At 53.4% G+C, this 14,871-nt stretch carries 14 protein-coding genes; 11 read left to right on the forward strand and 3 right to left on the reverse strand.

Features of this window, described 5'->3' with window-relative positions; genetic code table 11:
* Window positions 1–357: 357 nt before the first annotated feature.
* From aroK to B880_RS0124085, 8 genes are all read left to right on the forward strand, one after another.
* Window positions 358–879 carry a shikimate kinase AroK gene (aroK, locus tag B880_RS0124050; RefSeq protein ID WP_017350018.1) on the forward strand — a complete coding sequence of 174 codons (522 nt, stop codon included), beginning with the start codon at window positions 358–360 and terminating at the stop codon, window positions 877–879.
* Window positions 880–917: 38 nt separating this feature from the next.
* A complete protein-coding gene (aroB, locus tag B880_RS0124055) occupies window positions 918–2,006 on the forward strand; it encodes a 3-dehydroquinate synthase (protein WP_017350019.1) in 1,089 nt (362 codons plus the stop codon).
* A 72-nt stretch (window positions 2,007–2,078) separates the two neighbouring features.
* Window positions 2,079–3,101, forward strand: coding sequence for an SPOR domain-containing protein (locus B880_RS0124060; protein ID WP_017350020.1), 1,023 nt, complete (start codon window positions 2,079–2,081; stop codon window positions 3,099–3,101).
* A gap of 101 nt (window positions 3,102–3,202) precedes the next feature.
* Window positions 3,203–4,015, forward strand: coding sequence for an adenine-specific DNA-methyltransferase (gene dam / locus B880_RS0124065; RefSeq protein ID WP_017350021.1), 813 nt, complete (start codon window positions 3,203–3,205; stop codon window positions 4,013–4,015).
* 67 nt (window positions 4,016–4,082) lie between these two features.
* On the forward strand, window positions 4,083–4,766 hold the full coding sequence (gene rpe / locus B880_RS0124070; protein WP_017350022.1) for a ribulose-phosphate 3-epimerase: 684 nt from the start codon (window positions 4,083–4,085) through the stop codon (window positions 4,764–4,766).
* Entirely contained in the window at window positions 4,750–5,427 is a 678-nt protein-coding gene (locus tag B880_RS0124075; RefSeq protein ID WP_017350023.1) for a phosphoglycolate phosphatase, read from the forward strand. The genes rpe and B880_RS0124075 overlap by 17 nt, the downstream gene beginning before the upstream one ends.
* Window positions 5,428–5,443: 16 nt before the next feature.
* Entirely contained in the window at window positions 5,444–6,445 is a 1,002-nt protein-coding gene (trpS, locus tag B880_RS0124080; RefSeq protein ID WP_017350024.1) for a tryptophan--tRNA ligase, read from the forward strand.
* Window positions 6,446–6,540: 95 nt separating this feature from the next.
* Window positions 6,541–7,815 (forward strand): cytosine deaminase, encoded by a 1,275-nt coding sequence (locus B880_RS0124085; RefSeq protein WP_017350025.1) that lies wholly within the window; start codon window positions 6,541–6,543, stop codon window positions 7,813–7,815.
* Window positions 7,816–7,867: 52 nt separating this feature from the next.
* Here the strand turns inward: B880_RS0124085 and tsgA are convergent, their stop codons facing one another.
* Window positions 7,868–9,043 (reverse strand): MFS transporter TsgA, encoded by a 1,176-nt coding sequence (gene tsgA / locus B880_RS0124090; protein WP_017350026.1) that lies wholly within the window; start codon window positions 9,041–9,043, stop codon window positions 7,868–7,870.
* A 259-nt stretch (window positions 9,044–9,302) separates the two neighbouring features.
* On the opposite strand from tsgA, the gene ppiA reads away from it, so the two are divergent.
* The 3 genes from ppiA to argD all read left to right on the forward strand — a co-directional run bounded on the left by ppiA (window position 9,303) and on the right by argD (window position 11,912).
* Window positions 9,303–9,875 carry a peptidylprolyl isomerase A gene (ppiA, locus tag B880_RS0124095; RefSeq protein ID WP_017350027.1) on the forward strand — a complete coding sequence of 191 codons (573 nt, stop codon included), beginning with the start codon at window positions 9,303–9,305 and terminating at the stop codon, window positions 9,873–9,875.
* Between the two features lie 152 nt (window positions 9,876–10,027).
* Window positions 10,028–10,603, forward strand: coding sequence for an aminodeoxychorismate synthase component II (locus B880_RS0124100; RefSeq protein ID WP_017350028.1), 576 nt, complete (start codon window positions 10,028–10,030; stop codon window positions 10,601–10,603).
* An 88-nt stretch (window positions 10,604–10,691) separates the two neighbouring features.
* Window positions 10,692–11,912, forward strand: a complete 1,221-nt coding sequence (gene argD, locus B880_RS0124105) for a bifunctional acetylornithine/succinyldiaminopimelate transaminase (RefSeq protein ID WP_017350029.1) — start codon at window positions 10,692–10,694, stop codon at window positions 11,910–11,912.
* 45 nt (window positions 11,913–11,957) lie between these two features.
* Here the strand turns inward: argD and B880_RS0124110 are convergent, their stop codons facing one another.
* Both B880_RS0124110 and crp read right to left on the reverse strand, forming a co-directional pair.
* A complete protein-coding gene (locus tag B880_RS0124110; protein ID WP_017350030.1) occupies window positions 11,958–14,048 on the reverse strand; it encodes a YccS/YhfK family putative transporter in 2,091 nt (696 codons plus the stop codon).
* A gap of 58 nt (window positions 14,049–14,106) precedes the next feature.
* Window positions 14,107–14,739 carry a cAMP-activated global transcriptional regulator CRP gene (crp, locus tag B880_RS0124115; protein ID WP_000242758.1) on the reverse strand — a complete coding sequence of 211 codons (633 nt, stop codon included), beginning with the start codon at window positions 14,737–14,739 and terminating at the stop codon, window positions 14,107–14,109.
* Window positions 14,740–14,871 lie beyond the last annotated feature (132 nt).

Consider the following 14,871-nt stretch of genomic DNA (forward strand, 5'->3'; position numbering starts at 1 on the left):
ATTAACCACTCTGGCATCATCTGCGTTGACGCAGGACAGGAATTAGCTTACAAGGTTTAGCGATTTTTTAATGGGGAAGCACTGTTCAGAGCGGATTTGATCTCCACAGTTGCGTGAAACATCCTCTTAAAAGCGCGTATTGTCAGCCTAAAACTGGCTTTTTACCGCTTCGCATACCACTGACCGGCCTGAACCAAGTTGCCGGAGGCAATTTATTCGGTTGCCAAACCGCCTTGAGTGCTGAGATAATTTTCAGTCTGACTCTTGCTAATGCTCATGAGGTTTCAGTTCCTGTCCCGCCAGCCAGTGAGGTTGAACGCGGGGTATCATTAACGAATTCGTAGTAATACCGATAAAATGGCAGAGAAACGCAATATCTTTCTGGTTGGGCCTATGGGTGCCGGCAAAAGCACTATTGGTCGTCAGTTAGCTCAGCAACTCAATATGGAATTCTTCGATTCCGATCAGGAAATTGAGCGACGTACCGGAGCGGATGTAGGCTGGGTTTTTGACGTCGAAGGCGAAGAAGGTTTTCGCGATCGCGAAGAAAAAATCATCAATGAACTGACGGAAAAGCAGGGCATTGTTCTCGCCACTGGTGGCGGCTCCGTAAAATCCCGTGAAACCCGTAATCGCCTGTCCGCTCGCGGCGTCGTGGTGTATCTGGAAACCACCATTGAGAAACAGCTAGCTCGTACGCAACGTGACAAAAAACGCCCATTACTGCAGGTGGAATCTCCGCCGCGCGAAGTACTGGAAGCGTTGGCTGATGAACGTAATCCGCTGTACGAAGAGATCGCTGATGTCACCATCCGCACTGATGAGCAGAGCGCGAAAGTGGTCGCTAATCAGATCATCCACATGTTGGAAAAAAACTGATTTCACGCCTGCGGGCGTAGCAACAGGTATCGAGCATCATGGAGAAGATCACTGTATCACTTGGGGATCGTAGTTACCCCATCACTGTCGCTGCCGGTTTGTTCAATGATCCGGCTTCATTTTGGCCGCTGAAAGCAGGCGATTCAGCTATGGTGGTAACAAACCAGACGCTGGCACCGCTCTATCTTCAGCCGTTAGTTGAACGATTGTCGCAAGCGGGCGTGAAAGTTGATCAGGTGATTCTCCCTGATGGCGAAAAATTCAAAACCCTGGCCGTTATGGATCAGGTGTTTACTGCATTACTGGAAAAACCTCACGGCCGCGATACCACGCTCATCGCTTTAGGCGGCGGGGTTATTGGCGATCTTACCGGTTTTGCGGCTGCCAGCTATCAGCGTGGTGTCCGTTTTATCCAGGTTCCTACCACTCTGTTGTCGCAGGTCGACTCTTCTGTGGGCGGCAAAACGGCCGTTAATCATCCGCTCGGTAAAAACATGATTGGGGCTTTCTATCAGCCTGCATCGGTTGTTGTGGATACAGATTGTCTGCGCACTTTACCCGCCCGTGAACTCTCTTCTGGCCTCGCCGAAGTGATTAAGTACGGCATCATCCTTGATGGTGAGTTTTTCAGCTGGCTTGAGCAAAATCTTGATGCGTTACTGGCGCTAGATGAACAGGCTCTGGCATGGTGTATTCGCCGATGCTGTGAACTCAAAGCGCAGGTGGTTGCGGCGGATGAACGTGAAAACGGAGTGCGCGCTTTTCTCAATCTCGGCCATACTTTTGGTCATGCAATTGAAGCACATATGGGCTATGGCAACTGGCTACATGGTGAGGCGATTGCAGCGGGTATGGTGATGGCAGCGCGAACAGCAGAACGCCTTGGGCAATTTACCCCTGCGGAAACTGCACGCATTATCGCATTACTCCAACGTGCAGGTTTGCCCGTTGATGGCCCGGAGAGTATGGCGGCAGAAGCTTACTTACCGCACATGATGCGTGATAAGAAAGTGCTGGGCGGTGAGTTGCGCCTGGTACTGCCTCGCTCAATTGGCGAAGTTGAAGTCCGTGGTGGCGTAGCCCATGATATCGTGTTGGCTGCAATCAGAGATTGTCAAAAACCTTGATGAGAAGCAGTTCAGTGGTGACCTGATGCCGCTTAGGCGCTGACGGGAATACCACTTTACGGAGGAGGTCGAATGGATGAGTTAAAACCGGAAGATGAGTTGAAACCTGACGCCAGCGATCGCCGTCCGACGCGTCCTCGTAAAGGGGCTGCACCGGCAGGCAAACCGCCAGTCTCTCGTCAGCACATGATGATGGGCATCGGTATTCTGGTGTTACTGCTGTTGGTTCTGGGTATTGGCTCTGCGTTAAAAGGCCCGGATAGCAGCAAACCCGTCGCTAACTCAGCTTCTGGAACGCCTCCTGCGCCAGGCGCGGGTAAAGATATCGACCTTTCTGGAACAACATCTCAGACAGGTAGCCAGACGACAGCCCCCGCAGTAACAGCGGATGCTTCCACGGCTAACAATGGCCAGCAGAATATTGGTTTACCGCCGGTTTCGGCAACGCCGACCCAAGGTTCACCCATGGATACCCCAAGTAATCAGCAACGTGTTACGTTGCCAGGTGATTTGGGAACCGCGCTGACCAACCAGCAGGGCCAGGTTGATAACGCTGCTGGCTCGCAAAGCTCATTACCCACAGCTCCGGCTACGGTAAGCGGCAGCCTGGCAGCAGTTGCGCCACGTCCGCTCGCTTCACATGCGAACCGACCGGCACGCAGCACGCAGCCAGAGCATGTGGTGACTGCGCCGCGCAGTACCCAACACAGTGCGGCTGTCGCACCGCGTAAAGAGACATCCGTTGTACGTGCGCCAGCAACTGAAGCCAGAACGACGCATACTACACCGGCACGTCCTGCACTGGGCACGGGTCAGGCGAGCAGCAAAGGGCTCCCTGGCGGTAATTACACCCTGCAGTTGAGCGGTGCTTCTCGTCCGGAAAGCCTGAACAGTTGGGCGAGTAAGCAAAATCTTGGCAGTTACCACGTCTACAAGACAACACGTAACGGCGAAGCCTGGTATGTGCTGGTCAGCGGCTCGTATGCAACGCCAGCAGAAGCACGCCGTGCCGTTGCTTCGCTGCCAGCGGATGTCAGAGCAAAAAATCCGTGGGTTAAACCCCTGAGCCAGGTGAAGAAAGAGTCTGGTCAGTAAGTATTAAATGGGGGGCTACTGCCCGTGGCCCCGTCAATAAGCGCAGATCTGCTGTCGGTACACCCACAGCTCTTAGAAAAAGATGTAAGAACCACGACAGCATGAAAAAGAATCGCGCTTTCCTGAAATGGGCAGGTGGTAAATATCCTCTGGTCGAGGATATCCGTCGCCATCTGCCACCAGGCGATTGCCTGGTAGAGCCTTTTGTTGGTGCTGGCTCAGTGTTTTTAAACACTGAGTTCGATCGCTACCATCTGGCCGACATCAATAACGACCTGATTAACCTCTATAATATTGTTAAAACGCGCACCGCTGCTTTCATACGTGATGCGCAGCGCCTGTTCAACGCCGAAGGCAATACGTCTGAGGTGTACTATGCGCGGCGTATAGCCTTCAATACCAGTCGTGATGGCTACGAGCGTGCGTTGCTGTTCCTCTATCTTAACCGTCACGGCTATAACGGCTTGTGCCGTTACAATCTGCGTGGCGAGTTTAATGTGCCATTCGGGCGCTATCGTAAACCGTACTTCCCGGAAGCCGAATTGCTCTGGTTTGCGGAGCGCGCGCAAAACGCGACCTTCGTCTGCGAATCGTACGATGTTACCCTGCGTAATGCGCAAACTGGCTCTGTGGTATATTGCGATCCGCCCTATGCGCCTTTATCGGCCACGGCGAACTTTACCGCTTACCACACCAACAGCTTTAGCCTGCGTGAGCAGCAGCATCTGGCTGAACTGGCAACACAGTTGGCGCAGGAGAGTGGCATACCGGTGTTGATTTCAAACCATGACACCGTATTAACGCGTGAATGGTATCAGGCTGCTGAGCTACATGTGGTCAAAGCCCGGCGCTCTATCAGCCGAAGCATAAGTGGTCGCACTCAGGTTGACGAACTGCTGGCGCTTTTTAGCTAGTCTGTTACGTCCGCGACCCGTGTCTTACGCCAGCAATAATGCTGGCGAACTAAATTGGGAGAATCGGATGAAACAATACTTGCTGGCCCCCTCTATTCTCGCGGCAGACTTCGCCCGTCTTGGTGAAGATACGGCGAAAGCGCTGGCCGCAGGCGGCGATGTCGTTCATTTTGACGTGATGGACAATCACTTTGTTCCCAATCTGACGATGGGACCGATGGTACTGAAAGCCCTGCGTGATTACGGCATCACTGCTCCCATTGATGTACACCTGATGGTGAAACCTGTCGATGCGTTGATTCCGGAGTTTGCGAAGGCCGGTGCCAGCTATATCACTTTCCACCCAGAAGCCACCGATCATATCGATCGCACGCTGCAACTGATCAAAGAGCACGGCTGCAAAGCGGGTCTGGTCTTTAACCCGGCGACACCGCTGAGCTATCTCGACTACGTAATGGATAAACTGGATGTCATCTTATTGATGTCGGTTAACCCTGGTTTTGGCGGTCAGTCGTTTATCCCTTCTACACTGGAAAAACTGCGCCAGGTACGTAAACGTATCGACGAGAGTGGCTATCATATTCGTCTGGAAGTGGATGGCGGCGTGAAGATCGATAACATCGCGCAGATCGCAGAAGCAGGCGCAGATATGTTTGTTGCCGGATCGGCGATCTTTGGTCACCCGGATTACAAAAAAGTCATTGATGAGATGCGTCACGAACTGGAGAAGGTTAATGGCTCATTTCACTGATATTCAGGCGCTGGCATTTGATCTCGACGGCACGTTAGTCGATAGCGCGCCAGGCCTTGCTGCGGCGATTGATCATGCACTGGCAGATTTAAACTTGTCCGCACCCGGTGTTGATCGTGTGATCACCTGGATCGGCAATGGCGCGGATATCATGATGCAACGTGCGCTGACCTGGGCATTAGGCCGTGCGCCGCAGCCGCAGGAACAGCATGATGCGCGCACGCTGTTTGATAAATACTATGCCGATACCGTCACGCCAGGCACAACGCTGTTTCCCCACGTGGTGGAAACACTGAAAAAACTCCAGGCCACCGGCCTGCCGCTGGCGATTGTGACCAATAAACCCACGCCGTTTGTGGCACCGCTGTTGGCTTCACTCGGGATTGAAGACGCCTTTTCACTGATCATTGGCGGCGATGATGTGGCGGCGAAAAAACCGCATCCCGCAGCACTTTTCCTGGTGTTAGGCAAGTTTGGCCTGCTTCAGCATCAGCTGCTGTTTGTCGGTGATTCACGTAATGATATTCAGGCCGCACAGGCGGCGGGTGTCCCGAATGTCGCCATGACCTTTGGCTACAACTACGGTGAACCTATCTCCCTGAGCCAGCCGGATCTGACTCTGGACTCTTTCGACCAACTTCTGCCCGCGCTCGGGCTGTAATTATCAGGATATGAGTATGAAACCCATCGTTTTCAGCGGCGCACAGCCCTCCGGTGAACTGACCATTGGCAACTATATGGGTGCGCTACGTCAGTGGGTGCAGATGCAGGATGATTACCACTGTATCTACTGCATCGTTGATTTGCATGCGATCACCGTGCGACAGGATCCAGAGAAGCTGCGTAAAGCCACGCTGGATACGCTGGCTCTCTACCTTGCTTGTGGTATCGATCCGAACAAGAGCACCATCTTTGTTCAGTCCCACGTCCCTGAGCACGCGCAGCTGAGCTGGATCCTGAACTGCTACGCGTATTTCGGTGAACTGAGCCGTATGACGCAGTTCAAAGACAAATCTGCCCGCTACGAAGAGAACATCAACGCCGGTCTGTTTGATTACCCGGTACTGATGGCGGCGGATATCCTGCTGTATCAGACGAATCAGGTGCCGGTAGGTGAAGATCAGAAGCAGCACCTTGAGCTGAGCCGCGATATTGCCGGACGTTTTAACGCGCTGTATGGCGATATCTTCAAGATCCCAGAGCCGTTTATTCCGAAGTCGGGTGCCCGCGTGATGTCACTGCTGGAACCGACCAAGAAAATGTCTAAGTCGGATGATAACCGTAATAACGTGATCGGCCTGCTGGAAGATCCGAAAGCCGTCGTGAAGAAGATCAAACGTGCGGTAACCGATTCCGAAGAGCCGCCTGTCATCCGCTACGACGTGCAGAACAAAGCCGGTGTCTCTAACCTGCTGGATATTCTCTCGGGCGTGACCGGCAAAACCATTGCTGAGCTGGAGCAGGAATTTAACGGCCAGATGTATGGTCACCTGAAAGGTGCAGTGGCAGAAGCCGTTTCTGGCATGTTGTCTGAGTTGCAGGAACGTTATCACCGTTATCGCAATGACGAAGCTTTCCTCAACCAGGTCATGCGTGACGGTGCAGCCAAAGCCCGTGCCCACGCGCAGGAAACCCTGAAAAAAGTCTACGAAGCCGTAGGTTTCGTCGCTCAGCCGTAAGTTTTTCCTCTGTTAACTCGCGCCAGTCAGGCGCGGGTTTTTCTTCCGTTCCGTGCTAGTTTATTTGTTGACCCATCCAACAGGAGAGGAAGGCAATGACGTCACCGAAATGGATCAGCAACCTGCGCTTGCCCGAACGTGAAGGGTTATGGCAACTGGAAATCTCCCAAGGCCGTATCGCGGCTATTACCCCCCAACAGCAGCCGCTGTGTGGTGACGATGTACTGGATGCAGAGCTTGGCATCGCTTACCCGCCACTGATTGAACCGCATATTCATCTCGATACCACGCAAACCGCCGGGCAGCCTGCCTGGAATCAGTCCGGCACGCTGTTTGAAGGCATTGAACGCTGGGCGGAACGTAAGGCGATGCTCAGCCATGAAGACGTAAAACAGCGCGCACGACAAACCCTCAAGTGGCAGATTGCGAACGGCATTCAGCATGTGCGTACTCATGTGGATGTTTCTGATCCCAGCCTGACGGCACTGAAAGCGCTGCTGGAGCTGAAAAGTGAGATGGCCGAATGGATAGATATCCAGATAGTGGCCTTTCCGCAAGAGGGGATTCTCTCCTATCCAAACGGTGAAGCCCTGTTGGAAGAAGCTTTACGGCTGGGCGCGGATGCGGTGGGCGCGATCCCGCATTTCGAGTTTACCCGCGAATACGGCGTAGAGTCGCTGCACAAGATTTTTATCCTGGCGAACCGCTACGATCGACTGATCGATGTCCACTGCGATGAAATTGATGATGAGCAGTCCCGCTTTGTCGAAACGGTGGCCGCATTGGCGCACCGTGATGGCAACGGTGCACGGGTGACGGCCAGTCACACCACCGCGATGCACTCTTATAACGGGGCTTATACCTCGCGCCTGTTCCGCCTGTTAAAACTTTCAGGGATTAATTTTGTTGCCAACCCGCTGGTGAATATTCATTTGCAGGGCCGCTTCGATAGCTATCCCAAGCGGCGCGGTATTACTCGGGTGAAGGAGCTGCTGGAAGCAGACATTAATGTCTGTTTCGGCCATGACGATGTGTTCGACCCCTGGTATCCCCTCGGCAGCGCGAATATGTTGCAGGTCCTGCATATGGGGCTGCATGTGTGCCAGTTGATGGGCTACGAGCAGATCGATCGCAGTCTGGCTCTGATCACGGATAATAGCGCCAAAACCCTGCAACTAGACAACTATGGCATTGCCGTTGGCCTCCCGGCCAGCCTGATCATTCTGCCTGCGGAGAGTGGTTTTGATGCGGTGCGCAGGCAGGTGCCGGTCCGTTATTCGTTGCGCTTTGGCAAGCTAGTGGCGCAAACCCGGCCAGCGGAAAGCCAAATTTACCTGGCTGAGCGTGAAGCGGTGAACTTCCGGCGTTAAAAAAGGCGGGCAGCTTGCGCTGTCCGCCCTTAAGGTCATGCTTTAGCGCAGATTAATGCGCAATTTTGCTGTGCTGGCGATGGCGGGTAACAAAGCCCACCAGTACACACATCACAAACACCGCCGCATACAGACCGTTGGCGGTGTAAAGCGCCGCATGTGGTCCACCTGCATCGACAATCGGTGCGGTGACAATAAAGGTCAACATGGTACCCACAGTGCCGCACGTCAGAATAAAGTTCACCAGCTTAGGTGATGAGACGCGGGTTTGCAGCGAGCCAAGGGTGATAATGGTGGTGTAAATGGCGCTGGAGAAGAAGCCCAACAGCATGATGATCCAGTGCAGCATGGTGACTTCGGTGCTGGAAACAAACCAGAACATCAACAGCGTTGAAACCGCCGCCAGCACCATCACGATGCGCTGCATATCGAAGAAGCGCAGCAGGTAGCTGAATACCCACATGCCAATCATATAGGCGGTCCAGAAGTTACTGACCAGCTTGCCAGCATCATCAATGTTCATGCCTTGCGTCTTGGCGTATTCCGGTACCCATGAGATGAAGCCCAACTGGCCGAGGACATAGCACAACGCAGCAATGGCTAAGAACAGCACACCCAGCCCCCATTTCTCTTTCGGCTGATCTTTTTGCGCCGCAGGCTTGCTCAGTACTGGGAATTCCAGACGCAGTGTCAGCACGAAAATGGCCACGTACAGTCCACCAATCGCTGCATATACCCAGTACCACGGCAGGTGCTTCGCTAACAGCACGCCCGCAAGAATCGGGAATAATGTACCGGCCATGCTGAAGAATGAGTCCGTAAACAGCAGGCGGGAGCCGCGCTGGCGACCTTCATACAGATGGGTAATCAGGAATGTCCCAATCGACATGGTAATGCCGCTCACGACACCGAGCACGAACATGCACAGTGAGAACATCCGCAGGTCGTGGCTCATCATCAGGCCCGCAACCGCCAGTACCATCAGCACAAAGCCAAAGATCAGCTGGCGCTTCAACGGCACAATCACCATCAGCCAGGCATTTAAAAACACGGCGGCCAGGATACCGGCATTGAGGAAGGTGAAGGTATTGCTCATGCTGGAAACGGGAACACCAAAGTCTTTGGCAATGTCACCCATTACCATGCCAGTGACGATAACCAGCGCACCGGTCAGGGCATAGGAAAAGAAGCTTATCCACGTAAGGCCGATACGATTTAGATTTGTCATTTAAGAACCTGTGTGAGTCGCAGTTGGCGAAAAAAGTGTCAGGAATTGTAAGCGCAACTGTGATCTTAATAAACGATCCCTGTAACACTGATTTCATATTTCATCTTATGTGTGATCTATGTCACACATAAGATCCAATAACGATCTTTGCGCGATCGCAGTGGGCTACGTAAAAAAAAGTAAAACGCTGGCTCTTGTGGTTCCTGCTCTTTAAAATCAGGCAAGTTTTTGTGTTGCTTTCCCAGGTAAGGAATCTTTCATGTTGAAACGTACTTTGACGGCAGCCTTCGCGCTGTTAGCACTTACTTCTGTTTCTGCTCAGGCATTGGCCGCTAAAGGCGACACGCATGTGCTGCTCACCACTTCAGCCGGTAATATCGAACTTGAACTGAATAACCAGAAAGCCCCGGTTTCAGTAAAAAACTTCGTTGATTACGTTAACAGTGGCTACTACAACAACACCATTTTCCACCGCGTCATTCCTGGCTTTATGCTGCAGGGCGGCGGCTTCACTGCGGATATGCAGCAGAAGCAGCCTAACGCCCCGATCAAGAATGAAGCGGATAACGGCCTGCTTAACAAGCGTGGCACCATCTCTATGGCCCGTACCAGCGATAAAGACAGCGCCACCAGCCAGTTCTTTATCAACGTAGCAGACAACGCTTTCCTCGATCACGGTCAACGTGATTTTGGCTATGCGGTGTTTGGTAAAGTGATCAAAGGGATGGATATTGCAGATAAAATCGCTCAGGTACCAACTAAAGATGTCGGCCCGTACCAGAATGTGCCAGTGAAACCGGTTGTGATTCTGTCGGCGAAAATTGTGCCGTAATAACACCCTGTGTCAGCTTCCAGCCACCTCGCTGCTGGAAGCTGTTTTCCTGCTGCTCATCTCCCCTAAAATCCCCGCTGTTTCGCTTAAAAGTAAAAAATCACCGGGATAAAACACGTAGAATAGTCGGGTTATCCTGCGGAAAATGACCCATGCTACTGTTGATCGACAATTACGACTCTTTCACCTGGAACCTCTATCAGTATTTGTGTGAACTGGGCGCTGACGTCCAGGTAACGCGCAATGACGCCATTACGCTGGAACAGATAGAGGCGCTGCCGTTGACCCACTTAATGATTTCGCCTGGACCGTGCACACCCAGTGAAGCGGGTATCTCGTTACAAGCTATCCGCCATTTCGCCGGTCGCTTACCGATTCTTGGCGTTTGTTTGGGGCATCAGGCAATCGCACAGGCGTTTGGGGCTGCTGTGGTTCGCGCCAGAGTGCCCATGCACGGAAAAACATCGGCGATCCGTCACGATGACAGCGGCGTCTTCCAGGGCCTGAATAATCCGCTCACGGTCACACGTTACCATTCGCTGGTGGTGGCCCCTGACACGCTGCCTGAGGAGTTCGTCGTCACTGCGTGGAGTGAACGCGATGGACAGCAGGATGAGATCATGGGATTACGGCACCGTACGTTGCCGCTGGAAGGCGTGCAGTTCCACCCGGAAAGTATTCTGAGTGAACAGGGGCATCAGCTGCTGCGTAATTTCCTGCGGCAGTGAAGTTCTGTTTGCCTTTAAGTGATTTATTATTCATATTTACTGACTAGAATTGCACTTCGCCACAACCATTCATCACATGAGGTCGTCAATGGCAACGGATAAAATTGCGGTAACGCGGGAAACTTTCGATAACGTTATATTGCCTGTTTATGCACCAGCGCAATTTGTGCCGGTGAAAGGGCAGGGCAGCCGCGTCTGGGATCAGCAGGGTAAAGAGTACGTTGATTTCTCCGGCGGCATCGCCGTGACGGCGTTGGGCCATTGCCATCCGGCACTGGTGGAAACCCTGAAAAAGCAGGGCGAAACGCTGTGGCATACCAGCAACGTGTTCACCAATGAGCCAGCGTTACGCCTTGCCAGCAAACTTATCGCGGCCACCTTTGCCGATCGCGTGTTTTTCGCTAACTCCGGTGCTGAAGCCAACGAAGCCGCATTTAAGCTGGCTCGTTACTACGCGTTTAAAAAGCACCACGCCTACAAAACGAAAATTATTGCCTTCCATAACGCGTTCCACGGCCGCACGCTGTTTACCGTTTCTGTCGGTGGACAGCCGAAGTACTCCGATGGCTTTGGACCAAAACCGGCAGATATCGTCCATGTGCCGTTCAACGATCTGGAAGCAGTTAAAGCGGTCATCGACGACCACACCTGCGCGATTGTTGTTGAGCCAATCCAGGGTGAAGGCGGCGTGATGCCAGCAACACCCGAATTTATTCAGGGCCTGCGTGCGCTGTGTGATGAGCATCAGGCACTGCTGGTGCTGGATGAAGTTCAGAGCGGGATGGGCCGTAGCGGTAAGCTGTTTGCCTATGAGCATTACGGCGTTAAGCCGGATATCCTGACCACGGCAAAAGCCCTGGGCGGCGGCTTCCCGGTCAGCGCGATGTTAACCACCAATGAAATCGCGTCAGTTATGGCACCAGGCGTACACGGCACCACTTATGGCGGCAACCCGCTGGCGTGTGCAATTGCTGAAACCGCCGTGGATATTATCAACACGCCAGAAGTGCTGAACGGCGTAGAGGCACGGCGCGAGGAGTTTGTTGCTGCCCTGAATGAGATCGACAGCAAACTGCACGTGTTTAACGGCATTCGCGGTAAAGGGCTGCTGATTGGTGCGGTGCTGAAACCAGAATATGCCAGCCGCGCGCGCGATATTCTCAATGCCGCAGCCGCAGAAGGGGTGATGATCCTGACTGCCAGCACCGATGTGATCCGCTTTGCGCCTTCGCTGGTGATTGAGAGCGCAGACATCAAAGAAGGCATGGCACGTTTCGCCCGCGCCATCGAGAAAGTGTTGTTTGCCTGATTCCGCGTCTACCGCGTTAGCAATGCCAGCCTTGTGCTGGCATTTTTATTGCTGATTATCCTGGCGTTTACGCAGCAGCGGCAGCAGCCAGTGGCCGTGGTGCGGCCGTTGGCTCCAGGCCAGTGATGAGATGGTGTGCATCACATTGAGGTGGCCGATGATGCGCTTCACGTGCAGCTCGAGCACCGTCATTGCCCCTTCATTGATGTTTTCTGCTTCGCTCATGACGTTGTTTTGCTGTCCTGGGCCTTCATACTCCAGTCGCTGCTGGCAGCGCTGCAAGGCAATTTCGCAAGACTGTAGATAACGTTCGGCCATGGCGGGTGGCAGCATGGTGTGTTCACGCGCCAGAATGGTCATGGCGTTGATATGCTCAACGATGAACTGGCTGTGCGTTACCCACAATCGCATGTCTTTGAGGTACTGCGCATTGAAGCCCGGCTCCTGCATCGCCTGATTAAGCGAGTTAAACATGGAGTTATGGGCCTGGTTAACTTTGACCCGTTGATAAGCCAGTTTTTCCGCGCTCTGTTCCGGCCCCAGTAGCATCCTCAGGGCTTCCTGATCGGCTTCCAGCGCGTCATGCGCATTTTGCCGCAGCAGGCCGCTTTGCCACTGTGGCCACAGCCAAATCATGCCAGCGAACGCAATCAGACAACCGGCCAGCGTATCCAGCAGGCGCGGGAGTAAAAACTGTGCGCCGTTGAGCGCCAGCAGTTGCAGCGAATACACCGCCGTTACCGTAAAGCCAATCATCGACCAGCCGTAAAACTTGCGGGTGAACAGGTAGCTGACAAAGGTAATCACCAGCATGGTCAGTAGCACCAGCGACTCCGCAACCGCAAAGTGAAGGCTGGCGGCGGCAATCACCAAACCGGCAAACGTACCCGCAGCCCGGTGCTGAATCCTGACCTGGGTGGCTTTATAGCCATTCTGGCTGACGAACATGATGGTCATCAGAATCCAGTAAGGTTTGGGGGCATTGAACAGTAGCCCCAGGCTGGCACCAAACATCAGCATCACGGCAAAGCGTCCGGCGGTGCGCAGCGCTGAGGAGCGCCACGACAGGTAGCTACGCAGCGCAGGTAACAGTGGCAGACGGCGCTGGCGATCTGCCATCAGGTCTCGGGAATAGAGCGGTTTTTGGGTGCGCAGTACCCGGGCAATCCGGTTGAAGTGATAGAGGCAAAAGCTTCCAACCGGATTGCCCGGATGTTGGCGGGCGATCTTTTCCAGCGCGCCCAGCTGTTTATCCATGTTAAAGCGGTCTGGTAGCTGATGGTAAAGGATGTCATCGGCCAGCAGGCGCAAGCGGGCAGAGATGGTTTTCGCATTCCAGCGGATAACCGCTTCAGCATGACTCTGCTCGACCAGTTTCTGCACCTCTTCAGGCTGATGCAGGCTGACGGAGATATGTTCCTGTAAATCCAGTGCGACCTGAAACGCCCGCTTCAGACGTTGGTGGCTGTTGTTGCGACTGGCGGCCAGCATGTGCATCTGCTGATAGCAGGTATTCATCAAATCGACGGCTTTTTGCTGGCGAGCCAACAGCGGCGGCAGCGCCTTTTCCGGATCGGTGAGCTGGGTCAGCAGGGTATATTTAGCATCGCAGTAGTCTGCCAGTTCGCGGTACAGCAGGCTGAGGGACTCCCGCAGCGGCTGCTCTTTCCACAGCCAGAACCAGAGCCAGTTGAATAAGCCGTACCATAATGTCCCGCCAATATAGAGCAGCGGGGGAACCCAGATCGGCAGGCGGCCAATCAGGCTGAGGGTAAAAATAGCCGCAATCAGTGTGCCGGGAAGCAGTCGGGCATGCAGTGGGCTGATCTCCCCTAAGACGCCGAGTAGCAACGGAAGCGCAAACAGAATGGCAGGTAGCGGCACATTCTTTAACAGCAAAAATTGCATCAGCAGGCTGGCGCTGGCAAACAGGCTACCGCCGACGATCAGACGTTTAAAGAAGCGTTTATGCGGAGTATCAAGGCCAGCGATGTTACAACAGGCAGGCACGAGCGAGAAAAGCAGGCCTTTTTGCAGATCGCCAAATAGCCAGCCCAAGGCCACAGGCAAGCACAGCACTAACGTCTGGCGCAGGGCATAGTTAACTTCGGGGTGATAGATGATTCGACGCCACATCAGCTCATCATAAATAATGACGGCGCGAGGAGAGCCTCGCGCCGTAAATCAGAAAATATTAGCGGGTGCCGTAAACGACGATGGTTTTGCCGTGCGCGGAGATCAAATTCTGATCTTCCAACATTTTCAGAATGCGCCCGACCGTTTCACGCGAGCAGCCAACAATTTGCCCGATTTCCTGACGGGTAATTTTAATTTGCATACCGTCTGGATGGGTCATTGCATCGGGTTGTTTCGCCAGGTTGAGTAGCGTCTGAGCAATACGCCCGGTCACATCAAGGAAAGCAAGGTTACCGACTTTCTCTGAAGTCACCTGCAGGCGACGCGCCATCTGAGAAGAGAGGCGCATTAAAATATCTGGATTTACCTGAATTAACTGACGGAATTTCTTATAAGAAATTTCAGCGACTTCACAGGCTGTTTTAGCCCGAACCCAGGCACTACGCTCCTGACCTTCTTCAAACAGGCCAAGCTCACCGATAAAGTCGCCCTGGTTGAGATAAGAGAGGATCATCTCTTTCCCTTCTTCGTCCTTGATAAGAACGGCGACAGAACCTTTAACGATGTAGTAAAGCGTTTCCGCCTTTTCGCCCTGATGAATCAGGGTGCTTTTGGATGGGTATTTGTGAATATGGCAATGGGACAGGAACCATTCGAGTGTAGGGTCTGTTTGCGGTTTGCCGAGAACCATTCGCGATCATCCTCTATTGTAATCGTGCCCAAAATACAGGGAGGGTAGCCCTGACAGGCGTTGAAATCATCAACCGTTTTCCAGTATTGGAAATTATGTCGGGGAAATATAAGCACCGCCCCGTTTTCGCCT

The organism is Pantoea sp. A4 (assembly GCF_000295955.2).
GTDB lineage: Bacteria > Pseudomonadota > Gammaproteobacteria > Enterobacterales > Enterobacteriaceae > Pantoea > Pantoea multigeneris.

Excerpts from the sequence above, each read along its gene's own strand:
- B880_RS0124110 (WP_017350030.1), bottom strand. The coding sequence starts at position 14,048 with ATGTGGCGTCGAATCATCTATCACCCCGAAGTTAACTATGCCCTGCGC.
- trpS (WP_017350024.1), top strand. The coding sequence starts at position 5,444 with ATGAAACCCATCGTTTTCAGCGGCGCACAGCCCTCCGGTGAACTGACC.
- crp (WP_000242758.1), bottom strand. The coding sequence starts at position 14,739 with ATGGTTCTCGGCAAACCGCAAACAGACCCTACACTCGAATGGTTCCTG.
- B880_RS0124075 (WP_017350023.1), top strand. The coding sequence starts at position 4,750 with ATGGCTCATTTCACTGATATTCAGGCGCTGGCATTTGATCTCGACGGC.
- aroK (WP_017350018.1), top strand. The coding sequence starts at position 358 with ATGGCAGAGAAACGCAATATCTTTCTGGTTGGGCCTATGGGTGCCGGC.
- dam (WP_017350021.1), top strand. The coding sequence starts at position 3,203 with ATGAAAAAGAATCGCGCTTTCCTGAAATGGGCAGGTGGTAAATATCCT.
- B880_RS0124085 (WP_017350025.1), top strand. The coding sequence starts at position 6,541 with ATGACGTCACCGAAATGGATCAGCAACCTGCGCTTGCCCGAACGTGAA.
- B880_RS0124060 (WP_017350020.1), top strand. The coding sequence starts at position 2,079 with ATGGATGAGTTAAAACCGGAAGATGAGTTGAAACCTGACGCCAGCGAT.
- aroB (WP_017350019.1), top strand. The coding sequence starts at position 918 with ATGGAGAAGATCACTGTATCACTTGGGGATCGTAGTTACCCCATCACT.
- argD (WP_017350029.1), top strand. The coding sequence starts at position 10,692 with ATGGCAACGGATAAAATTGCGGTAACGCGGGAAACTTTCGATAACGTT.
- rpe (WP_017350022.1), top strand. The coding sequence starts at position 4,083 with ATGAAACAATACTTGCTGGCCCCCTCTATTCTCGCGGCAGACTTCGCC.
- tsgA (WP_017350026.1), bottom strand. The coding sequence starts at position 9,043 with ATGACAAATCTAAATCGTATCGGCCTTACGTGGATAAGCTTCTTTTCC.
- ppiA (WP_017350027.1), top strand. The coding sequence starts at position 9,303 with ATGTTGAAACGTACTTTGACGGCAGCCTTCGCGCTGTTAGCACTTACT.
- B880_RS0124100 (WP_017350028.1), top strand. The coding sequence starts at position 10,028 with ATGCTACTGTTGATCGACAATTACGACTCTTTCACCTGGAACCTCTAT.